The organism is Amycolatopsis sp. NPDC114484 (assembly GCF_055633755.1).
In genome coordinates, this window is sequence record NZ_JBVKDQ010000003.1 from 386,550 (window position 1) to 411,338 (window position 24,789).

At 70.9% G+C, this 24,789-nt stretch carries 5 protein-coding genes and 1 pseudogene; all 6 read right to left on the reverse strand.

The genetic code is table 11. The features are described 5' to 3' along the window. Positions 1-81: 81 nt before the first annotated feature. Positions 82-10,419: an SDR family NAD(P)-dependent oxidoreductase gene (locus ACZ7SW_RS11245; RefSeq protein WP_470230478.1), complete on the reverse strand. Its 10,338-nt coding sequence runs from the start codon at positions 10,417-10,419 to the stop codon at positions 82-84. 128 nt (positions 10,420-10,547) lie between these two features. After that, entirely contained in the window at positions 10,548-15,266 is a 4,719-nt protein-coding gene (locus tag ACZ7SW_RS11250; RefSeq protein WP_470230273.1) for a type I polyketide synthase, read from the reverse strand. A gap of 11 nt (positions 15,267-15,277) precedes the next feature. After that, positions 15,278-20,287: pseudogene (locus ACZ7SW_RS11255) on the reverse strand (type I polyketide synthase); the annotation flags it as partial. Between the two features lie 217 nt (positions 20,288-20,504). Then, on the reverse strand, positions 20,505-21,377 hold the full coding sequence (locus tag ACZ7SW_RS11260; RefSeq protein WP_470230274.1) for a nucleotide disphospho-sugar-binding domain-containing protein: 873 nt from the start codon (positions 21,375-21,377) through the stop codon (positions 20,505-20,507). Positions 21,378-21,476: 99 nt separating this feature from the next. Beyond that, a complete protein-coding gene (locus tag ACZ7SW_RS11265; protein ID WP_470230275.1) occupies positions 21,477-24,032 on the reverse strand; it encodes an ABC transporter permease in 2,556 nt (851 codons plus the stop codon). After that, positions 24,029-24,769: an ABC transporter ATP-binding protein gene (locus ACZ7SW_RS11270; protein ID WP_470230276.1), complete on the reverse strand. Its 741-nt coding sequence runs from the start codon at positions 24,767-24,769 to the stop codon at positions 24,029-24,031. Before ACZ7SW_RS11270 ends, ACZ7SW_RS11265 begins: the two co-directional genes overlap by 4 nt. Positions 24,770-24,789: the final 20 nt, after the last annotated feature.

Consider the following 24,789-nt stretch of genomic DNA (forward strand, 5'->3'; position numbering starts at 1 on the left):
TCAAGCGGGGAAACTGTCGGGATCAAGTGGGCCACAGCGGCCGCGAGAGCGGCAATACCGGCCGGGCCCGATAGGGGTGGGCTAATCGTCGTCCCCACCCCCGATCGCCATGCTGATCAACGCGTCGGTGTCCAGCTCGTCGATCGTGTCCTCGTCCACTGCGGACGATTCGTCCTCGAGGTGCTCGGCCTGTTCCGGGATCTGGATCCCGGCCAGTTCGAGCAGCCCGTCCAGCAGTCCCGCCGAACGCAAGCGTTCCAGCGGGATCGCCGCCAGCGCGTCCCGGATCCCCTGGTCCGACAACGGTTCCGGCTCAGCTTCGGCCGGGGCCAGCTCGGTTGCCAGGTGCTCGGCGAGGATCCGCGGCGTCGGGTAGTCGAAGATCAGGCTGACCGGCAGCTTCAGGCCGGTGACGAGGCTGAGCTTGTTGCGGAACCCGGTGGCGGACAGGGAATCGAAGCCGACCTCGTTGAACGAGCGGTCCGCTTCCACCGCCTCCGGACCGGCGTGCCCGAGCAGCGTCGCCGCGTGCGTGCGCACCAGGGTGAGCACGGTCGGCACCCGCTTGCCCGGCGGGAGCGCGCCGAGTTTCTGCGCCAGCGATTCGGTGTCCTCCATGGCGTCCTGAGCCGCGCGACGGCCGCGAGTGCCCGCGAGTTCGCGCAGGACGGCCGGGAGGTCGTCGTCGCCGGAGGACGCCAGTACGCGGGTGTCCAGCGCGATCGGCACGAGCAGCGGTTCGGGTGAACCCGCTGCCGCGTCCAGCAGTCGCAGACCGTCCTCAGTGGACAGAGCGGTGATGCCGGTTTCGCCGATGCGGTGGGCGTCCGCGTCCTCCAGTACCGCGCCCATGCCGCCGCCCCACAGGCCCCAGGCGAGCGAGGAGCCCGCGAGACCCTCGCGTCGGCGGCGGACCGCCAGTGCGTCGAGGTAGGCGTTGGCCGCGGCGTAGCTGCCCTGGCCTGGTGCGCCGAGCACGCCGGCGGCCGAGGAGAACAGGACGAACGCGGTCAGGTTGCGGTCGCGGGTCAGCTCGTCGAGCGTTGCCGCGGCGTCGACCTTCGGGCGCAGGACGTTGTCGAGGCGTTCTGGCGTAAGGGAAGTCAGCACCCCGTCGTCCAGGACACCGGCTGCGTGCACGACTCCGCGCAGGTCGATTCCTTCCAGCAGCGTGGAAACCGCAGTGCGGTCGGCCACGTCGCAGGCGGCGAGCGTGACTTCGGCACCGAGACCGGTCAGTTCGTCCCGCAGTTCGGTCGCGCCCGGTGCGTCCGCACCGCGACGGCTGACCAGCAGCAGGTTCCGCACACCGTGTTCGGTCACCAGATGCCGGGCGACGGAACCGCCGAGCGCACCGGTCGCGCCGGTGATCAGCACCGTGCCGTCCGGATCCCAGACCGGGGCGGCTGCCGCGTCAGCGGCCCGTTGCAGGCGTGGCACCAGCACCGCACCGGCACGGAGAGCGACCTGCGGTTCGTCCGACGCCGACACTGCGGCAAGAGTGCGGCCGCTAGGGGTTCCGGTGCCGAGGTCGACCAGGGTGATCCGGTCCGGGTGCTCGGCTTGCGCCGAACGGACCAGTCCGGCCACCGCGGCTCCGACCGGATCGGGGCTTTCCTCGGCGTCGGCCGCGACCGCGCCTCGGGTGACCACCAGCAGCGAGCCCTCCGGACGGGCGAGGAACGTCTGCAGTTCGCCGAGGACCCGGTGCAGTTCCGCGTGCACGTCGTCTCCGGCGGCAGGCAGCACGACCAGGCCGGAGGCGTCGCCGATGCTGGTCGTGGCGGTGGCGCCGAGGGCTTCGGTGAGGCCGAACGGGTCGTCGCCGACCACGGTCCAGTCGGTGATCTCGGCGACCGCGTCGAGGTCGGTCTGCTCCCACGCGAGGCGGAACAGCGACTCCGCACCACCGGTTTCGGCGGCCTGCGGCTGCGCGGACATCGGGCGCAGCAGGAGTGAATCCACCGAAGCGACCGGTGCGCCAGTGGCGTCGGCGATCTTCAGTGCGGCCGCACCCGAGCCGATCTGCTTTACGTGCACCCGCAGCGTCGTCGCGCCGACTGCGTGCAGCCGGACGCCTTCCCACGCGAACGGCAGCGCCGGTTCGTCGCCGACCGCGCCGGAGACGCCGATGGTGTGCAAGGCGGCGTCGAGGACGGCCGGGTGGATACCGTAACGGTCCACATCGGACACTGTGACGGGCAGCTGGATCTCGGCGAACGCTTGCCCGTCGCCCTTCCAAGCAGCGACGAGGCCGCGGAACGCCGGGCCGTACGCGAGACCGTCGGCGGCCAGTTCCTCATAGGTGCCTTCGAGTTGCACCTGCTCGGCGGCGGGCGGCCAGGCGGAGAGGTCGAACTTCTCCGACTTGCCCGCCTTCGCGAGACGTCCGGTGGCGTGCCGGGTCCACGGGACGCCGTCCGCCGCGCCTTCCGGTCGCGAGTGGACAGTGAACGTCCGGACGCTGTTCTCCGCGGCGTCGAGCGCGAACTGGACGCGCACGCCGGTCCGCTCCGGAACCACCAGCGGGTACTCCAGGGTCAGCTCGTCCAGGCGCGGGCACCCGGCCTCGTCGCCGGCGCGGATCGCCATCTCGACGAAACCGGTGCCGGGGAACAGGATCGAGCCGCCGACGACGTGATCGGCCAGCCACGGGTGCGTGCCGACGGACAGCCGCCCCGAGAACAGGAGACCCTCCGCGCCAGCCAGCTCCGTCGCGGTGCCGAGCAGCGGGTGGTCCTCCTGGCCCGGTGCCGTGGCAGTGCTCTCCAGCCAGTAACGCTGACGCTGGAACGGATACGTCGGCACCGGAACCGGGTGTGCGCCGGTCGGCGAGTAGATCGCCGACCAGTCGACGTCGACGCCGCTGACGTGCAATTGTGCGACACCGGTCAGCGCCGCGACCGCTTCGTCCTGCTCCTTGTGCAGCAGCGACGCGAGCACGAGACCGTCCGGACGCTCGTCGAGGCAGGCGTCGGCCATCGCGGTGAGCGTGGTGTCCGGGCCCAGTTCGAGGAAGCGGGTCACGCCGTCCGCAGCGGCCCGGGTGACCGCGTCGCGGAACTGCACGCCTTCGCGGACCTGGTTCACCCAGTACTCCGGCGAGGTCAGGTTGTCGGCGGGTTCGCCGGTGACCGTGGAGATGATCGGGATCCGCGGCTCCGCATAGGACAGTCCTTCCGCGACAGTGCGGAACTCGGCGAGCATCGGTTCCATCAGTCGCGAGTGGAACGCGTGCGAGACGCGGAGTTGCTTGGTGCGCTCGAATTTCGCTGCCACTTCGGCGACTGCTGCCGCAGCTCCGGAGATCACGACGGCGGTCGGTCCGTTCACTGCGGCAATGTCCACAGTGTCCCCGGCGGCTTCGCGAACCGCTTCGGGCGTCCCGTCAATCGCGACCATCGCACCGCCGGTCGGCAGCGCCTGCATCAGTTTGCCGCGGGCAACCACGAGCTTCGCGGCGTCGGCCAGCGAGAAGACCCCAGCGCAGTGCGCGGCGGCGAGTTCGCCGATCGAGTGCCCAGCCAGCAGATCCGGCTTCACGCCCCAGGATCGAACCGTTCGGAACAGCGCGACTTCCAGCGCGAACAGCGCCGGTTGCGTCCAGCGGGTCTCGTCGAGGCCATCGCCGCTTTCGATCACTTCGCGCAACGGACGGTCGAGGTGCTTGTCGAGTTCGGCGCACACCTCGTCGTAGGCCTCGGCGAACGCCGGGTACCGCGCGGCCAGCTGGGTGCCCATCTGTGCCCGCTGCGAACCCTGGCCCGCGAACAGGAACGCGGTCCGGCCGCTACCGGTGGCGATGCCGCGGACGACGCCGCGTGCGTCCTCCTCGTCCACCAAGGCCGCCAGCCCTCGCACGAACTGCGGCGAACGGCTGCCGATCAGCACCGCGCGGCGGTCGAACGCACTGCGCGCGGTCGCCAGCGAGAGGCCGATGTCGGCGAGGCTGCCTTCCGGTTCTTCGTCCACATAGGACATCAGCTGCTCAGCCTTGGCCCGCAACGCCGCCGCGCCCCGACCCGAAACCGGCCAGGCGACCGGACCGTCGTACTCCGGACCCGTCGAGGCGGTGACCTCGCGGCGGTCGCCTTCCTCCAGGATCACATGCGCGTTCGTGCCGCTCACGCCGAAGGACGAGACGCCGACGCGGCGAGTGTGGCCGTTCGGCAGCCACTTCACCGGCTCGGCGAGCACGCGCACCGCGCCCGTGGACCAGTCGATCTCGCTGGACGGCTTGCCCACGTGCAGCGTCGCGGGGAGTTCGCCGTGCCGCATCGCTTCGATCATCTTGATCACGCCCGCCGCACCCGCGGCGGCTTGGGTGTGCCCGATGTTCGACTTCACCGAACCAATCCACAACGGACGGTCCGCCGGCGTCTGCGTTCCGTAAGTGGCCAGCAATGCCTGGACTTCGATCGGGTCGCCGAGCTTCGTGCCGGTGCCGTGCGCCTCAACGGCGTCCACATCGGACGGTTCGAGACCGGCATCGGCCAGCGCGGCGCGGATGACCCGTTGCTGCGCGGGACCGTTCGGCGCGGTGAGGCCGTTCGACGTGCCGTCCTGGTTCACCGCGCTGCCCTTGAGAACGGCGAGCACCGGGTGGGCGTTGGCGCGGGCATCGGAGAGGCGCTCCAGTACCAGCACGCCGACGCCTTCGGACCAGGTCGTGCCGTCGGCGTCGTCGGAGAACACCTTGCACCGGCCGTCGGCCGCGAGACCTTGCTGGCGGCTGAATTCCACAAAGGTCTCCGGCGTGGCCATCACCGTGACGCCGCCAGCCAGCGCGAGCGAGCAGTCGCCGCCGCGCAGTGCCTGTGCTGCCATGTGCATCGCGACCAGCGAAGACGAGCACGCGGTGTCGACGGACACGGCTGGACCCTCAAGGCCGAGAGTGTAGGAAACCCGGCCGGTGACGATCGAACCAGCGCTGTTCGCGCCCACATAGTCGTGGTACTGGACACCCGCGTACACGCCGGTCGGGCTGCCCTTGAGCGAGACTGGGTCGATCCCGGACCGCTCCAGCGCCTCCCAGGACGCTTCGAGCAGCAAGCGCTGCTGCGGGTCGATCATCGGTGCTTCCTTCGGCGAGACACCGAAGAACGTCGGGTCGAAATCTCCTGCGTCGTAGACGAATCCGCCGCGCGCGACGTAGGTCGTGCCGGGACGGCGGCCGGTCGGGTCGAGCAGGCCGTCGATGTCCCAGCCGCGATCGGCCGGGAAATCCCCGATCGCGTCGCGGCCCTCGGCGACCAGTTCCCACAGCTGTTCCGGCGAGGTGACGCCGCCGGGCAGCCGGCAGGCCATGCCGACAATCGCGATCGGCTCGTCCGAGTTGTCCTTAGTGGACACCGTCTTGACTTCGACTGCGGTACCGGCCAGTTCGTCAAGCAGGTGCGCGGCGAGTGCGGTCGGCGTGGGGTGGTCGAAGATCAGCGTGGCCGGCAGCCGCTGGCCGGTGGCCGCGGTGAGTCCGTTGCGGAGTTCGATCGCGGTCAGCGAATCGAAACCGAGCGACTGGAACTGTGCCGACGGCTCGATTTCGTGCGCCGCGCGGTAGCCGAGAACGGTGGCCGCGTGGCTGCGCACCAGTTCCAGCACCGCGTCGCGGCGGTCTTCTTCCGGAAGGCCAAGCAGCCGTGCGCCAAACGAGTCCACTGAGGACTCCGCAGCGGCGGCGACCCGGCGCGTCGTGCGGCCGACGAGTTGTTCCAGCGTGCGCGGGAGCCGGTCGAGTTTACGCAGCACCGGCAGGTCGAGTTTGGCCGGAACAGCGGTCGGTTTGCGGACGGCGATGGCGCGGTCGAACATCGCCAGACCCTCCGCAGTGGACAGTGGCACGATGCCGCTGGCCGCGAGCCGCTGCACCTCCTCTTCGGTGAGCGTGCCGCCCATGCCGCCGACCTCGCCCCACAGGCCCCAGTCCAGCGACAGGCCCGGCAGGCCGTGCGCGACCCGGTGCGACGCGAGGGCGTCCAGGTAGGCGTTGGCTGCGGCGTAGCTGCCCTGGCCAGGTGCGCCGAGGACGCCGGAGACCGACGAGAACAGCACGAAAGCGGACAGCGCGATCTCGCGGGTGAGTTCGTGCAAGTTCAGCGCGCCGTCGACCTTCGGAGCGAGCACCGCGTCGACCCGCTCCGGGGTCAAAGCGGTGACCACACCGTCGTCGAGAACGCCAGCGGCGTGCACGACCGCGGTGAGCGGGTTCCCCTCCGGCAGCGACGCCAGCACGCCGGCCAGCGCCTCGCGGTCGGCGACGTCGCAGCGCTCCAGCCGGACGTCGACCTCGCTTTCGCGCAGCTCAGCGGCCAACTGGTCGAGAGCGGGCGTGATCCGGCGGCTGAGCAGCAGCAACCGGCGAACGCCGTGCTCGGCGACCAGGTGCCGGGCGAGCTTTCCGCCCAGCGCGCCGGACGCGCCGGTGACCAGGACCGTGCCGTGCGGGCAGAAGTACGGCCGCTCCAGCTCCGGCGTCGTGCGGACCAGCCGGGGCACGAGGACGGTGCCGAGCCGGACCGCCGCCTGCGCCTCGCCCGAGGCCAGGACCTGCGGCAACACCGCTTCCGGCGTGGTTTCGGCGTCGAGGTCGAGCAGGACGAAAGCGTCCGGGTTCTCCTCCTGCGCGGAGCGGACCAGGCCCCAGACCGCGGAGGCGGCGAGGTGGGTGACGTCTCCGGCGGCCGGGACCGCGCCGCGCGTGACCACTACGAGCCGGGCTTGCGCGGGGTGTTCCTCGGTCAGCCAAGCCTGAAGCGCAGCCAGTACGCGGTGCGTGAGTTCGTGCGTCTCCGCCGCGGTGCCGGATTCGCCGATGCACTCCAGGATCTGGGCATCGGAAGTGTCCACAGTGGCTTCGATGTCTGCCGACCGCTGCCATTCGATCCGGTACAGCGGCGCGGCCTGCTCAGCGACCGGTGCGGCGAACGCACGGAACACCGTCTCGGCGACCGTCGCGACCGGAGCCCCAGTCGGGTCGGCGAGGGCGATCGTGAAACCGTCCTCTGTGGTCGGCGTGAATCGCACGCGCAGTGCGGACGCACCGGTGGCGTGCAGCTCAACTCCGGTCCAGCAGAACGGAACCCGGCCGACGCCGCCGTCACCGCCTCCGGCGACGCGCAGCGCGTGGGTGCACGCGTCGAGCGCGGCCGGATGGAGGCCGAAGCGGTCGGCGTCGCTGTCCTCCGGCAGCGCGACCTCGGCGAAGATCTCGCCGTCGCGCTGCCAGACTGCTTGCAGAGAACGGAAAAGCGGGCCGTAAGTCAGGCCAGTGTCAGCGAAGTCGTCGTACAGACCGTCGATAGCGACCGATTCCGCGCCAGCGGGCGGCCATTCGGTCAGCTCAGTGCCGCCGCGGGCCGACTGCGGTGCGACACTGCCGCTTGCGTGCAAGGTCCAGTCGGCGTCGTCCTCGGGTCGCGAGTGGACAGTCACCGAGCGGACGTCGCGCTCCCCCGCCGCTCCGACGGCGACCTGAACCTGAATGCCGCCGCGGGCGGGCAGGACGAGCGGGCTGCCCAGGGTCAGTTCCTCGATCCGGCCGGAGCCGACCTGGTCTCCCGCGCGGACGACCAGCTCCAGGAACGCCGTACCCGGCACGGTCACCGCGTCGCCGAGCTGGTGTTCAGCCAGCCACGGGTGCGTCTCGACGGACAGCCGGCCGGTGAGCACGACGCCGTCGGTGTCGGCGAGCGCGACGGCCGCGCCGAGCAGCGGGTGCCCGGCGGACGTCAGCCCAGCGGCGGTGACCTCGTCGCGGTTGGCGCGCGCGTCGAGCCAGTAACGCTTGCGCTGGAAGGCATACGGCGGCAGGTCGACGCGCTGAGCGCCACGGTCGGCGAAGACCGCGGCCCAGTCCGGGGTCAGGCCGCTGACGAACAGCTCGGCCAGCGCGGTGAGCGCGGCGGCCGGTTCTTCGCGGTCCTTGCGGAGCACCGGGACCACGAGCGCGTCGGAGGTCTGGCGGACCAGCGCGGAGAGCACACCGTCCGGACCGACCTCGACGAAGCGGCCGACGCCTTGTGCGGCAAGGGTTCCGACTCCGTCGTGGAACCGGACCGCCGCGCGGACCTGGTCCACCCAATAGTCCGGAGTGGACATGTCGACATCCGGGCCGACCGTAGAGACCAGCGGGATTTCCGGCTGGCGGTAGGCCAGTCCGCGGGCCACGGCGGCGAACTCGGCGAGCATCGGCTCCATCAAGGGCGAGTGGAACGCGTGCGACACCTTGAGCTTCGAGGACTTCCGCCCGTCGAACGCGGCCACCACGGCGGCGACGGCGTCTTCGGTGCCGGAAAGCACGACAGAATCCGGGCCGTTGATCGCGGCGATGCTGACCTCGTCGGTCAGCTGCGGGGTGACCTCGTCCTCGGTCGCCTGCAGAGCCACCATCGAGCCACCGGACGGCAGCGCTTGCATCAGGCTCGCCCGGGCGGCGACCAACGTGGCAGCGTCGGCCAGCGAGAAGACCCCAGCGACGTGCGCCGCGGCGAGTTCGCCGATCGAGTGGCCGAGCAGGAAGTCCGGCTTGATCCCCCACGACGCGAGCAGCCGGAACAGCGCCACCTCGATCGCGAAGAGCGCGGGCTGGGTGTAGCCGGTTTGGTTGATCAGCCGCGGCTTCTCGAACAGGACAGTCTTGAGTGGACGGTCGAGGTGCTGGTCCAGTTCGGCGCAGACCTCGTCCAGCGCCGCGCGGAAGACCGGGAACGCGGCGGCCAGCGCGGCCCCCATCCCGGCCCGCTGCGCGCCCTGACCGGAGAACAGGAACGCAGTCAGTCCTTCCGCCTGCGTGCCGGTGACGACGTCCGGAGTGGCGACGCCGTCCGCGAGCGCGGCAATGGCCTGCTGCGGGTCCTCGGCCAGCACGACCGCGCGGTGCGACAGCGGCGACCGCGAGGTGGCGAGCGAGAATCCCAGGTCAAGCGGGGTCGCCGAGGAGCCCACCAGCTGCGCGGCCTGTGCCCGCAGCGCCGCGCTGCCGTGGCCAGCCAGCGGCAGCGGAACCGCAACGCCCTCGGGCCAACTCGGCGTAACCGGCGCAGCGGCCTCGACCGCAGGCGCTTCCTCCAGGATGATGTGCGCGTTGGTGCCGCTCACGCCGAACGACGAAACACCCGCGCGACGCGGCCGTTCCCCGGCTGCCCAAGGACGCTCGGTGCGCAGCAACTCGACCGCGCCGGAGGTCCAATCGACCTCTGTGGACGGTTCGGTGACGTGCAGCGTGCGAGGCAGCAGCCCGTGCCGCAACGCCTGCACCATCTTGATCACGCCGCTGACGCCCGCCGCCGCCTGCGCGTGGCCGATGTTCGACTTGATCGAGCCCAGCCACAACGGTTCGGAGCGGTCCTGGCCGTAGGTGGCCAGCAATGCTTGCGCCTCAATGGGATCGCCCAGCGTGGTGCCGGTGCCGTGGCCCTCGACCGCGTCCACATCGGACGCCGACAGCCGGGCGTTGGCCAGCGCCTGCCGGATCACCCGCTGCTGCGAAGGACCGTTCGGCGCGGTGAGACCGTTGGACGCGCCGTCGGAGTTCACCGCCGAGCCGCGCACGACGGCGAGTACCGGGTGTCCGTTGCGCTGGGCGTCGGAAAGCCGTTCCAGCAACAGGGTTCCGGCACCCTCGGCCCAGCCGGTGCCGTCCGCGCTGTCGGAGAACGCCTTGCAACGACCGTCGGCGGCGAGACCGCGCTGACGGCTGAAGGCGAGGAACGGACCCGGGCGCGACATGATCATCACGCCGCCCGCCAGCGCGAGCGAGCAGTCCCGCTGGCGCAGCGACTGGACCGCCAAGTGCAGCGCGACCAGCGAAGACGAGCACGCGGAGTCGATCGTGACGGCCGGGCCCTCCAGTCCGAGCGCGTAGGCGATCCGGCCCGAAATGACCGAGCCGGCGTTGCCGGTGCTCAGGTAGTCCTCGACCTCGCCCGCGAGCACGGACGGCGGCAGCTCGTCGTAATAGTCCTGCCCGCCGCTGCCGACGAACACGCCGACCTGCTGTTTCGCCAGCGAGTGCGGCGCGATGCCGGCCCGCTCGAAGGTCTCCCACGCCAGTTCCAGCACGATCCGCTGCTGCGGGTCCATCGCCAGCGCCTCGCGCGGCGAGATGCCGAAGAACGGCGCGTCGAACTCGCCCGCGTCGTGCACGAACCCGCCTTCGGAGACGTAGCTCGTGCCGGGGCTGTCCGGGTCGGCGTCGAACAGCCGGTCCAGCGCCCAGCCGCGGTCGGAGGGGAACTCCCCGATCGCGTCGCGGCCCTGCGCGACCAGCTCCCACAGGTCGTCGGCGGACCGGACGCCGCCGGGGTAGCGGCAGCCCATCGCGACGATCGCGATCGGCTCGGATTCGGCGGCCTCGACCGCGCGCAGCCGCGCCCGCGTCTCCTGCAGGTTGGCGGTGACCCGCTTCAGGTAGTCGACCAGCTTGGTTTCGTCGGTCCTGGCTTCGTCAGACATCTGGAGAACCTCTTGTCGCGGTGTAGTGGACCGTCCGTGAGGGGAACCCTGAGGGACTCTGATTCCCGGAGGGTTCCCCTCACGGACAACGGGGGTCAGGCGCCGAGCTCGTCGTCGATGAGGGCGAACAGTTCGTCGGTGGTGGCCGCTTCGAGCGCTTCGGAACCGGACTGGCCGCCCGAGAGCGTCTGGTGCAGCGCGGCGACGACCGCCTGCAGCCGGGGCAGGATGCGGGACCGGTCGATCTCCGCGGCGTCGAGCGCGGCGGCCGCCGCTTCGAGCCGGTCGAGCCCGGCCTCGAGCGGGACCTCCGTCTCGCCCGCGCACAGCTGGCTCCACAGATGCTCGGCCAGCGCCTGCGGGTTGACGTGGTCGAACGCGACCGTGGCGGGCAGCTTCAGTCCGGTGCCGGCGCCGAGCCGGTTGCGCAGGTCGACCGCGGTCACCGAGTCGAAGCCGAGTTCCTTGAAGGCCCGCGCGGGTTCCACCGCGCCGCCGTCGTCGTATCCGGCGACCGCGGCGACCTCGCCGCGCACCAGGTCCAGCACGGTCCGGCGCTGTTCAGCCGGGCTCAACGAGGCCAGCCGGGTGGCGAGGCCGCCCGCGCCCACCGGTTCGGCGTCCGTCTGGTCCGCCGCCGCCTCCGGAATGCCGCGCAGCAGCGGGCGGGGCCGGGCGAGCTGGTAGACCGGCGCGAACGCGGCCCAGTCGATGTCCGCGACGACCAGCTGGGACTCGTCGTGGTCGAGCGCCTGACCGAGGGCTTCGACGGCCAGTCGCGGCTCCATCTCGGCCAATCCCATGCGGCGCAACAGATCGCTCGCGTCCGCGTCGACCATGCCGCCACCGCCCCAGGAACCCCAGGCCACCGCGGTCCCGGTACGTCCGGCCGCGCGACGGCGGCGAGCCAGCGCGTCGAGGTAGGCGTTGCTGGCCCCGTAGGCGGGCTGGCCGGAGGTGCCCCACACCGCGGCGCCGGAGGACATCAGGACGAACGCGTCGAGTTCGGTGTCGCCGAGCAGCCGGTCGAGCAGCGCGGCGCCGGTGACCTTCGCCCGGATCGCGGCGGTGAACTCCTCCGGCGTGACGTCGACCAGCGCGGGTTCGCGGGTCAGCACCCCGGCGGCGTGCACCACTGCGGTCGGCGGGTGCTCGGCGAGCAGCTTGGACAGCGCTGCCTCGTCGGCAACGTCGCAGGCCACGACGGTGACGCGAGTATCGGACAGCTCCGCCACCAGCTCGCGCGCACCTTCGGCTTCGAGGCCACGACGGCTGGTCAGCACCAGGTGCTCCGCGCCTCGTCCGGCGAGCCAGCGCGCGACGTGGCCGCCGACCGCGCCGGTGCCGCCGGTGATGAGCACGGTGCCGCGCGGCTGCCACGGCTCGGCGACGTCCGCGCCGAGCGGTGCGTGGACCATCCGCTTGGCGAAGACTCCGGACGGCCGGATCGCGACCTGGTCCTCGTCGCTGATGCCGGACACGACGGCGGCGAGCTTCGCGGCGTCTGAGGCGTCGGTGATATCGACCAGACCGCCCCAGCTGCCGGGCTGGTCCAGGGCGACCACGGTGCCGAGGCCCCACACCGACGCTGCTTCGGGGTCCGCGTCGGAGAAGGCGTCGACTGCGACCGCGCCTCGTGTAACGACCCAGGCCGGAGCGTCGATCTCGTTGTCTCGCAGGGCTTGCAGGAGCGCGATCGTGGTGAGCGTCGGGTTCTCGTCGAAGGCGAGCAGCGAGAGGACGCCGTCGAACGGACGAACTGCGGTTGCTTCGCCGAGCAGTTCGGCCAAGGCCGCGCGGGTGTAGTCGGCGGCGACCAGGCGGACGACGTCGCCCTGTTCGGCCAGTGCATCCGCCAGGTCGGTTGCGTGCTTGTCTCCAGCGGGGACGACGATCAGCCAGCTGCCGGTGAGTCCACTGACCACGCCGGACAGCGGGGCCCAGGACACGCGGTACCGCCACGAGTCCACCGTGGACAATTCGGTGCGGCGCCTGTGCCAGGCGGCCAGTGCCGGGACGACCTCGGAGAGCGGGCCGGTGCCGACGCCGAGCCGGGTGGCGAGCGCGCCGACGTCGCCGCCGGTCACGTCCTGCCAGAACTCCTGGTCGGCTACCGGGATGGCTTGTTGCTCAGCAGCGGCTTCCTCTTCGTGCCAGAAACGCTTGTGCTGGAACGGATAGGTCGGCAGGTCGACGATCTGGCCGCCGGGGACCAGCGAGAGCCAGTCGACCGAACCGCCGCGGACCGAGTACTCCGCCATCGAGGTGGCGAACCGGGTCAGGTCGCCCTCGTCGCGGCGCAGCGTGCCGACGACCGAACCAGTGTGTCCGGTTTCGTCCAGCGTCTCCTGGATGCTCATGGCCAGCACCGGGTGCGGGCTGATCTCGACGAATCGCGTGCAGCCCGCCTCGGCGAGCTGCGCGACGACCGGGGCGAACCGGACCGTGCGGCGGAGGTTGGCGAACCAGTACGCTGCATCCACAGTGGACTCTTCGACCGCGTCGAGGGTCACCGTGGAGGTCATCGCGACCTCGCCGCGCATCGGCTGGATCGGACCGAGGTCGGCGAGCAGCCGGTCCGAGAGGTGTTCGACGTGCGCCGAGTGCGACGCGTAGTCCACCGGCACCAGCTTCGCACGGAAGCCTTCAGCGACCAGCTGGTCGCGCAGCTCTTCGAGGGCTTCGGTGTCGCCGGACAGCACCGCGGAGGTCGCACCGTTGTCGGCAGCGACCGAGATCCGGCCGTCCCACGCGCCGAGCCGCTCTTCCAGTTCGGTCGCCGGGAGTCCTGCCGCGAGCATGCCGCCGCCACGTCCGCCGAGGACATCGCCGATCGCCTTACTCCGCAGCGCAACCACCAACGCGCCGTCCTCAAGCGACAGTGCACCTGAGACAGTCGCGGCGGCGATCTCGCCCTGCGAGTGGCCGATCACCATGTCCGGCTCGACGCCGTGCGCACGCCACAGCGCGGCCAGCGACACCATGACCGCCCACAGCATCGGCTGCACGACATCGACCCGGTCGGCCGGTGGGGTGCCCGGTCCGCCGCGCAGGACTTCGATGACCGACCAGTCAGTGAACTTCCGCAGTGCGGTGTCGCATTCGGACATTCGCGCGGCGAAGGCCGGGGACTGCTCGATGAGGTCGAGCGCCATGCCAGTCCACTGTGAACCCTGGCCGGGGAAGACGAAGACGGTACGTCCGCGCACATCCGCGGTTCCGGTGATCACGTCCGGGCACGAAGCTCCCGAAGCCAAGGCGCGCAACGCTTCCTCAGCCTGCTTGCGATCCTTCGCGACGACCACCGCGCGGTGGTCCAGCGGTGCGCGACCGGCGACGAGCGTGTGCACGACGTCGGCAAGGTCACTGTCCACGTCAGCCAGTTGCCCAGCGGCGTTGGCCAGCGCGGCGGACGTCTTCGCCGACAGAGCCAGCGGATAAACGGGAGCCGAAGGAGCTGTGACTTCCTCTGCGACGGGAGCCTGCTCCAGGATCACGTGCGCGTTCGTCCCGCTCACGCCGAACGACGACACCGCCGCCCGCCGCGGCCGGTTCACCTCGGGCCACGCCTGCGGTTCGGTGAGCAGCTCGACCGCGCCGGACGCCCAGTCGACGTGCTTCGACGGCGTCCCGACGTGCAGCGTCTTCGGCAGCCGAGCGCGCTGCAGGGCCTGCACCATCTTGATCACGCCCGCGACCCCGGCAGCGGCCTGCGGGTGCCCCATGTTCGACTTGATCGAGCCGAGCAGCAACGGCGCGCCGCTGCTGCGCTGACCGTAGGTTTCCAGCAGCGACTGGGCTTCGATCGGGTCGCCCAGAGCGGTCCCGGTGCCGTGCGCCTCAACAGCGTCCACATCAGACACCGAGAGTCCAGCGTCGACGAGCGCGGCTTCGATTACACGAACCTGCGAAGGGCCGTTCGGCGCGGAGAAACCGTTGCTGGCCCCGTCCTGGTTCACCGCCGAACCGCGCAGCAGCGCGAGCACGCGGTGCCCATTGCGCTGCGCGTCGGAAAGCCGTTCCAGGACCAGCACACCGACGCCTTCCGCCCACGAAGTGCCGTCGGCGTCGTCGGAGAACGACTTGCTCCGGCCGTCCGCCGCGAGACCGCGACGGCTGCAGAAGTCCACGAACATCTCCGGCGTGCCCATCACCGCGACGCCGCTCGCCAGCGCGAGCGCGCAGTCGCCGCGACGCAGCCCTTGCGCGGCCATGTGCAGCGCGACCAGCGAAGACGAGCACGCGGTGTCCACCGACACCGACGGTCCTTCGAGGCCGAGCGTGTAGGAAACCTGGCCGGACACCAGGCTGCCGTCCGGGCTGCCGCCGCTGTAGTCGTGGTACATCACGCCGGCGTAGACCCCGGTCGCGCTGCCCTTGAGTCCGTGCGGGTCGAGCCCGGCGCGCTCGAACGCCTCCCACGACGCTTCGAGCAGGATCCGCTGCTGCGGGTCGGCGCGGCGGGCGTCACGCGGGCTGATGCCGAAGAACTCGGCGTCGAAATCCGCTGCGTTGTAAAGGAAACCGCCGTGCCGGGTGTAGGTCTTGCCGGGCCGCTCAGGCACCGGGTCGTAGACGCCCTCGATGTCCCAGCCGCGATCGGCCGGGAACTCCCCGATGGCGTCGCGACCCTCGTCGACGAGGCTCCACAGGTCGTCCGGCGTGCGCACGCCCCCGGGGTAGCGGCAGCTCATGCCGATGATGGCGATCGGCTCGGTGTCGCGCGCCTCCAGCTCGTGCAGCCGGCGGCGGGCCTGCTTCAGATCGGCCGTCGCACGCTTCAGGTAGTCGCGGAGCTTGTCCTCGTTGCTCATGGTCTGCCCGTTCATGAGATGCCCAATTCGTCGTCCAGGACGGCAAACAGCTCGTCGTCGGTGGCCTCGTCCAGATCGGCTTCGGTTTCGGCTCCGGCGTGCGCGTCGGTCCACTTGCGCACCAAGGCGTCCAGCCGCGCGGTGACCTTCGCGGTCGACCCGTTCAGCGTTCCGGCCGCACCTCCGAGGAGGGTCTCCAGCCGGTCGATCTCGGTCAGCAGCGGTTCGGCCGGGCCGCGGCCCACGCCGAGCAGCTCGTGCAGCCGCCGGGCCAGCGCGGCCGGGGTCGGGTGGTCGAACACGATGGTCGCGGTCAGTTTCAGACCGGTCCGCGCGCCGAGCTGGTTGCGCAGCTCGACGGAGGTGAGGGAGTCGAACCCCATCTCCTGGAACGCGCGCTCCGGCTCGACCGCCGTGGCGCCGGCGAAGCCGAGAATCGCCGCGACCTGCTCGGACACCAGGCCCAGCAGGTACTCCTCGCGTTCGGCCTCGGGCACGGTCGCCAGCCGGGGCGCGGCCGGTGCCTTTTTGACCGGACGGCGCACCATTCCCCGCAGTACCGGCGGCAGTTCGTCGGTCCGGGCGCGCAGCGCGGCCTGGTCCAGGCGGACCGGCGCGAGCACGGGTTCGGCCGAGGCGAGGCTGGCATCCAGCAGAGCGAGTGCTTCGGCGGTCGCCATCGGCGGCGTGCCCAGACGGCGAAGACGGCGGAAGTCCGCTTCGGACAGTTCGCCCGCCATGCCGCCGTCTTCGGACCACGCGCCCCAGCACAGCGACGTCGCCGGAAGTCCTTGTGCGCGACGGTGTTCGGCCAGCTCGTCGAGGAAGGCATTGGCCGCGGCGTATCCCGCCTGACCGGCCGCGAGGACCGTGCTGGCCGCGGACGAGAACAGGACGAACGCGTCGAGGTCGCTCGTCAGCTCGTGCAGGTGCCAGGCACCGTCGACCTTGGGCGCGAAGACGCGGGCGGTCTCTTCCTCGGTGAGTGTCTCGACGCGGCCAGCCGACGGCACGCCTGCCGCGTGGATCACCGCGGACAGCGGGCCGACGGTGGCGAGAAGATTGCGCACCGACTCCGCGTCGGTGACGTCGCAGCTTTCGATCGCGACCGTCGCGCCGAGTGCGGTCAGCTCGTCCCGCAACTCGGCCGCACCGGGGGCGTTCGCTCCCCGGCGACTGGTCAGGACGAGGTTCCGCACGCCGTGCTTGGTCACGAGGTGCCGGGCGACGACCGCGCCGAGTCCTCCGGTGCCGCCGGTGACCAGCGCCTTGTCCCAGTTCAGTTCGGTCGGTTCCGCGGCGACAGCGGAGAATCGCGGGGCGAAGACCTGGCCGTGGCGGACCGCAGTTTCGGGTTCGCCGGTGGCCAACGCCGTCTCGGGATCGCCGTCGACCAGCGCGAACCGGCCGGGGTTCTCCGCCGCAGCGGCGCGGACCAGACCCCACGCAGGAGCCAGCGCCGGATCGACGTCCTCGCCGTGCACGGACACCGCACCGCGCGTGACCACCGCGAGGCGACCGTCTCCGTCGAGGGTTTCCTGGATCGCTGCGAGCACCTTCGCCGCGACTGCTCGCGCTGCGTCCGGCACTCGACGCTCCGAAGTGGACACTTCGAGGATCCGGAAGTCGTGCTGCTCGCCAATGTTCGCGACAGACTCCCAATTGACGCGGTACAGCGTGTCCTTCGCCGGAGCCAGCTTCAGCGCCCGCGCGGCGAGTGCCTCGACGGTGAGCACCGGGCCGCCGGTGGAGTCGGCGATCTGCAGGGAGATCGCGTCGGTGCCGGCCGGGGCGACTCGGACTCGCAGCGTAGACGCGCCCGGCGAGTGCACCGTGGTGCCGCTGAAGGAGAACGGCAGCATCGGCTCGGCTCCGCCCTCGGGGGCCGGACCGAGGAGTTGCGCGTGCATGGCGGCGTCGAGCAACGCGGGGTGGACGCCGTAGTCACGGGCCTCGGCACCGTCGGGAAGCGTGACCTCCGCGTAAATGACGTCGCCGTCTTGCCACATCGCCTGCAGGCCTTGGAAAGCCGGGCCGTAGTCGTAGCCGAGCGCGGCGAGGGTCGAGTACGGATCGTCCAGCTCTACCTTGGTGGCACCGGTGGGCGGCCACTCGGCGAGGTCGAACGTCGGCGCTTCCGCAGTCGGAGCGACGAAACCGCTGGCGTGCCGGGTCCAGGCTTCGGCGCTGTCGGGTCGCGAGTGGACAGTGACCGTGCGGCGGCCGTTCTCGTCCGGAGCCTCGACCGAGACCTGGATCGCCGCGCTTTCGGTGAGAGTGAGCGGCGCTTCGAGGGTGAGTTCCTCGATGTGCGGGCACCCGACCTCGTCAGCGGCGCGGTGCACCAGCTCGACAAACGCCGTCCCGGGAACCAGGACCGTGCCGAGCACGACGTGGTCGGCGACCCAGCCGACGCTGGTGGTGGACAGGCGGCCGGTGAGCACCACCGAACCGGTTTCCGGCAGGTGGACGACGGAGCTCAGCATCGGGTGTTCGGCGGGCCGCTGGCCGTGCTCGGTCGCGTCGCCGCTGGCCGTGTCGGCGGGGAGCCAGTAGCGAGTGCGGCGGAAGGCGTAGGTCGGCAGCTCGACGCGGCGTGCACCCGGGTAGAACGCCGTCCAGTCGACCGGGACGCCGCGTGCGTGCAGCGTCGCGAGCGCGGTGACTGCCGTGAGCGCTTCGTCGCGGTCCTTGCGCTGAGCCGGGACGAAGGCGAGGCTGTCGTCGTCAAACCCGTTCTGCGCGGCGGCGGTGAGTACTGCGGACGGTCCAATCTCGACAAACGTCCGGACGCCTTCGTCCACTAGCTTCTCGACCCCGGCGTGGAACCGGACCGCAGCGCGGACCTGACGGACCCAATAGTCCGGAGTGGGCAGATCCTCGTTCACGCCGACCGTGGAGACGATCGGGATCTGCGGCTTCGCGTAGGTCAGTTTCTCCGCCACGACGGCGAATTCGGCGAGCATCGGCTCCATCAGCGGCGAGTGGAACGCGTGCGACACCTTGAGCTTCGAAGATTTCCGTCCGTCGAACTCCGCCACCACCTTGGCGACCGCGGCTTCGGCACCGGAAAGCACCACCGAGTCCGGACCGTTGATCGCGGCAATGCTGACCTCGTCCGTCAGGTGTGGCGTGACCTCGTCCTCGGTCGCCTGGAGAGCCACCATCGACCCGCCGGACGGCAGCGCCTGCATCAGCCGCGCCCGCGCACCGACCAACGCCGCCGCATCCGGGAGCGAGAGAATCCCGGCGACGTGCGCGGCAGCCAGTTCGCCGATCGAATGGCCGAGCAGGAAGTCCGGCTTGACCCCCCACGACGCGAACAACCGGAACAGCGCCACCTCGACGGCGAACAACGCGGGCTGAGTGAAGGCGGTGCGCTCCAGCTCGGCGGCATCGCCGAGGACTGTCTTCAGTGGACGGTCCAGGTGCGGGTCGAGTTCGGCGCACACGGCGTCGAAAGCTTCGCCGAACACCGGGTACTTCGCGGCGAGTTCGGTGCCCATTCCGGCGCGCTGGGCACCCTGGCCGGTGAAGAGGAACGCTGTACGGCCATTCGTGCGGCGGTCGCGCACTTCGCGCAGCTCGTCTCGCGTGGTACCGACGAGCACAGCGCGGTGGTCGAGCATGGACCTGGTGGTGGCCAAGGAGAAACCGATATCCGTCGGCGAACGTTCAATGTCCAGCTGGTTCAGTTGAGCGTCGAGGGTGTCGGCGCTGTCCGAGGACACCGGCCACGCGAGCACCGGCACCTCGACGGGCGCAGCGGCGTCCTCGACCGGCTCGGCCTGTTCCACAATCACGTGTGCGTTGGTGCCGCTGATCCCGAACGACGACACCGCGGCGCGACGAGCGCGTCCGGTCTCCGGCCACGGGCGGGCCTCGGTGAGCAGTTCGACCTCGCCGGCCGACCAGTCCACGTGCGGCGAGGGCGCGTCGACGTGCAGCGTCTTCGGCAGCACGCCGTGCCGGATCGCTTCCACGACCTTGATCACGCCGCCGACCCCGGCCGCGGCCTGGGTGTGCCCGATGTTCGACTTGAGCGAGCCCAGCCACAGCGGCTCAGTGCGGTCCTGGCCGTAGGTCGCGAGCAGAGCCTGCGCTTCGATCGGGTCGCCGAGCTTCGTGCCGGTGCCGTGGCCCTCGACGAGGTCGACGTCCGCGGTGGTCAGCCCGGCCGATTCCAGCGCCTGACGGATCACTCGCTGCTGCGCGGGTCCATTAGGGACAGTCAGACCGCTCGACGCGCCGTCGGAGTTCACCGCGGAACCGCGGACCACGGCGAGCACCGGGTGTCCGTTGCGGCGGGCTTCGGAGAGCCGCTCGACGACGAGGACGCCTGCGCCCTCGCCCCAGCCCGTGCCGTCGGCCGCGGCGGCGAACGCCTTGCACCGGCCATCGTCGGAAAGCCCGCGCTGCTCGGAGAAATACACGAAAGTTTCGGGCGTGGCCATCACCGTGACGCCACCGACCAGCGCCAGCGAACAGTCTCCGCGGCGGAGTGCTTGGGCTGCCCAGTGGAGCGCGACGAGCGACGACGAGCACGCGGTGTCCACGCTCACCGCCGGCCCTTCGAGCCCGAGCGCGTAAGCGACCCGGCCGGAGACAACGCTGCCAGCGGCCGCGTGTCCGGCGTAGTCGTGGTACATGACGCCGGTGAAAACCCCGGTTTCACTGCCGCGCAACGTCTCCGGCACGATCCCAGCGCGTTCCAGTGCGGCCCACGAGGTTTCCAGCAGGATCCGCTGCTGCGCGTCCATCGAGAGCGCCTCGCGCGGCGAGATGCCGAAGAACTCCGGGTCGAATTCCGCCGCGTCGTAAAGGAATCCGGCCTCGCGCGTGTTCGTGGTGCCGGGCCGTTCGCCGGTGGGGTCGTACAGCGTGTCCAGCGGCCAGCCGCGGTCCTCCGGGAAGCCGCCGATCGCGTCGGTCCCGGTGGCGACGAGGTTCCACAGGTCCTCCGGCGACGTGACGCCGCCCGGGTACCGGCAGGCCATGCCGACGATCGCGATCGGCTCGCCGTCGCGCTCGCGCGTTTCCTGCAATGCGCGCTTCGCCTCGCGAAGATCGGTGGTCGCGCGTTTGAGGTAGGCGAGCAGTTTGCGCTCGTTCTCGCCCCCGGACTGGATGTCGCTACTCACGCCAATCGCCCCGCCTAACCGCGAAAAGGGTGGAAAGTGCCACGTCGGGAACGCTACCGACGGCCTCCGCGCGCCCCCACCCCTAGCGGCCCCACATTCAGCTGGCCAGCGCGGCGGCGACCGCGCGAGGGGCCGGCGACGCGGCCACCTCCGCACGCAACGCGCTCGCACCGGCACGAAGCGCGTCGTCCAGCAGCCGGGAAATCCCTTCTGCGGCACCGGAAAGCCCCGCGCCTGCGGTCGTGACACGAGTACCGAAAGCAGACTCGGTCAGCGACAGCTGCGGTAGTCCGTACGCCACTGCGGCAAGCGCCAAAGCCTCATCACCGTCGTGCACCACCGCCGCGCAGGTCGGCAGCACGGCGGCTGGCGGCGCGGCGTCGACGAGCTTCAGTTTCTGCGGCAATTCGAGACCGGCAGGCAGTTCTGCCGCACAGACGACTTCAGCGTCCACATCGGACATTGCGCGGAATACCGGCTCGTACCACGAAGGATCGTTCAGCGACAGGAGAATGCGAGCCCGGCGTGCCTTGCGGCGTAACCAAGTCGGCACCTCGACGGGACCGAAGTAGGGCACGTGCCGCAGCGGCTGTCCGGGAGAGTCTCGCAGTGAAGGCGGAACGACGTCGAGCGTGAGGTCCGCAGCGGAGTCAGGATCATCAGCCGGACCCAGCACGCGCACTGCCTTAGCCTCGACCACGCGGGCGGCGGCGATTCCGGCAGGCGCGTTCGACACGACCACCGCAGGCCGCCACAGTCGCGCGAACTCGACCAGTGCCGCGGATTCGGTCAGCGCCGCGTCGCCGTCCTCGAGCTCGACCGCGACGCAGCCGGTGCGGAGGATGTCCTCGACGAACGCGGGCCGTCCGGCGATTTTCACGTCGTGCCCGGCACTTCGCAGCGCCCACGCGAGGGGCACCAGGGTGTGGAGACGGGCCGTGGACGACGGCGCGGCCAGGAGTACACGCATGGGATCACTCCAGATACGACAAAAACCGGGCCGGCCCGGTGCGGACAGTCGTGACGAGACTATCCACCCCGGACCGGCCCGGCGTACCCCTAGAAACCGTTACTGGCCGGGCATTTTCACCGCTTCGATGGCGTTGCGGCGCATCGCCAGCCTTGCCGAGAGCGCGGTCGCCGGCCACACGATCAGGAAGATCGCGAGGACCACTCCGAGGAACACCCAGATCGGCCCGGACGGGATGATCTCGCCGGTGGTCAGCGCCATCGGCACCACGGTGAAGAGCGAGATCACGATGCCGAGCACCAGCCCGGTCACCGCCACGATCCCGCCTTCCACGAACAGCATCCGCCGGATCTGTCCCCGGTCCGCGCCCGCGAGCCGTTGCGCGCCGAACTCCCGTCGGCGGGCCAGCACGGCCACCGCGAGCGTGTTCACCGCGGCGATCGCGGCGTACGCGATGGCGAGCACAGCCAGCAGGTAGTTGATCAATGCCTCGACGTCGGCACTCGCCTGGAAGCTCGCGGCGAGCGCACTGTCGTCGCCGACCGTGACCCCGGGCCAGTCCTTCGCCCGGTCGGACAGCGCCGACACGATCGCGCTGGCGTCCCCGCCCCGCACGAGCACCTGCGACGCCAGGCCGCTGGTGGTGTGCGCGGCCAGGAGATCAGCGGGCAGCACCATGCTCGCGTAGCTGGACGGGCTGTCCAGCAGCGCGACCACGGTCACCGGGACCTGCGCCCCGTCGCCGAGCCGCATCTTGATCTTGGAGCCGACCTTGACCTCGAGCTTGTCCGCGACCGACGCGGGCAGCGCGACGGAATTCCCGCGCAACTGCGTGAGCGAGCCTTCGGTGACCTCGGTGGCGAGCACTGTGCCGCCCTGGTCCTGCGCGGCGACGCCCAGCAGCCGCAGCGGGTCGCTTCCGTTGCCGTCGTAGGGATCCTCGACCCAGCCGGAGCTGGTGACGAGCGGCGACGAGGTCGAAACCCCTGGCGTGCTGCGGATCTGCGCGAGCTCGTCCGGCGAGAACCCGCCCGCGGTCGAGCTGACCACCGCATCCGCTTTCAACTGCCCGGCGTACGCGGCGATCTGCGCTTTTTGGGCGGTGGTCTCGGAATACACGTTGCCGAGCGCGACCGCGCTGGCGAGCGTGATCGGCGTGAGCACCGCCGCGAACGCGACCGCCCGCGCCCGGGTGTTGATGACCGCGAGCGTGGCGTCGCGGCCGGCGATCCGGCGCACGAACGGACCGAACCGGTCCACCACCCAGGCGATGATCTCCGGACCGAGCAGCGCGACGCCGATCGCGCCGGTGAGCACCGCCGGTCCGCCGATCGCCGCCGCGGTGTCGGCGGGCATGAAGATCGTGGTCGCGGCGAGCAATACGGTGGCCCCGCCGCAGATCAGCGCGCCCATGCGGCGCATTGCGTTCACCTTGACGCCCGGGATCGCCGCTTCGGCCAGTGCCTGGATGGGCCGGGCCCGCGCGGCGGCCAGCGCGGCGAACCACGCGGCTCCGAAGGTGATCGCGAGCGTGGCGATGATCCCGGCCGCGAACGCGATGATGTCCTGGGTGAAGGCGAGTTCGTCCGGCACGATGCCGAGCGAGCCGCTGGTGCTGAAGATCCAGTTGCCGAGCAGGCTGCCCAGGAACGCGCCGCACACCGCGGCGATCGCACCGACCGCCATCGTCTCCATGACGACCATGCGGTGCACCTGTTTCGGCGTCGCCCCGGTCGCCCGCAGCAGCGCGAGTTCCTGCTGCCGCTGCCGGACGGTGAGGCTGATCGTCGCGGAGACCACCAGCGCCATCACGACGAGCACCATGCCGCCGAACACCGCCGCGAGCAGGATCAGCGGCAGCTGGCTTCCGCTGACGCCAAGGAATTCGGCCGAACCGCGGTCGTCGCCGGTCAGCACGGTGAGCGAGGGAACCTGCGCGGAGATCTTGCCCGCCAGGTCCGCCGCGTCGACCCCGTCGGCCGGGAAAACGCCGACGAGCCCGACCGTGCCGGGATGCGGGTTGAACCGCTGGGCGTCGGCGACAGAGAAGAAGAACGCGGGCGCGCGCACGGTCTGCGAAGGCTGCGCGATCCCGGAAACCTGGAACGACTGCCGCTGCCCGTTCACCGCCAGGTCGACGGCCGAACCGGCGTGCAGGCCAGCCGCGGCCGCGGTGGTCGCGTCGAGCACGACCTGTCCCGGCGTGTTCGGAGCCGCTCCTTCGGTGAGCTTGTATCCGCCCAGCGAAGCCGAATCCCAGCCGTGTCCGGAAAGGACAGACGCCCCCGACTCGGCGGGCGCGCCGTCGTGCAGCAAGACCGTCGCGAACGACACGTCCGGCACCGCTTGTCCGACGCCCTGCACCGCCGAGATCTTCGCGACCTGGTCCTCCGGCAGCACCGCGCGCTCGGCGTACGGGACGACCTGGGATTCCTCGTCGGGCAGCTTGAACCCGGCGGACCCGCCGACCACGAGAGGCGCCGCGGACAGCCGTTCCGGCGCCGCTTTCAGCACGATCGCCGTCTCGAACAGCCCGGCGCACGCGATCAGCAGACCGCAGCCGATGAGGATGGCGACGAACGACGCGAGCGACGCCGCCGCGCGGTACCGGAGGCTCGACAGCGCGAGCGCGAGCACCACTCGCCGCGAACTCACCGCTGCCTCCTCGCTTGCTCGCCGAGGTGCGCCAGGGTGCTCGCGACCGCGTCGACGCTGGGCGAGGCCATTTGCGTGACGATCCGGCCGTCGACCAGGAACAGCACGTTGTCCGCGTGGGACGCCGCGACCGGGTCGTGGGTGACCATCACGATGGTCTGGCCCGCGCTGACCAGCTCGCGCATCAGGCCGAGCACCTCGAGCGCGGTGGTGGTGTCGAGCGCGCCGGTGGGCTCGTCGGCGAACACCACGGCCGGACGGGCGGCGAGCGCGCGGGCGATCGCGACGCGCTGCTGCTGTCCGCCGGACAGCTCGCCGGGCCGGTGCTTGACGCGCTGGGACAGCCCGACGCGCGCGATCACCTGGTCCACCCACGCCTTGTCCGGCGCGCGGCCGGCCAGCAGGGTGGGCAGCGTGACGTTCTGCTCCACGTTCAGCGCCGGCATCAGGTTGAACGACTGGAAAATGAACGCGACGTGCTCGCGGCGCAGCTCGGTGAGCTGGGTTTCGTTCTTGCCCTTGAGGTCGGTCCCGACGAGGGTGACCTTCCCCGAGGTCGGCGTGTCCAGCCCGGCCGCGCAGTGCAGCAGCGTGCTCTTGCCCGAACCGGACGGGCCCATCACCGCGGTGAAGGTGCCCGCCGGGAAGGCGACGGACACGCCGGCGAGCGCTTCGACAGCGCTCTCCCCGCGGCCGTAGGTCTTGCGCACCGCGTCCAGCTGGACGGGTGTTGCCACGGAAGTGGTGGTGGGCACGT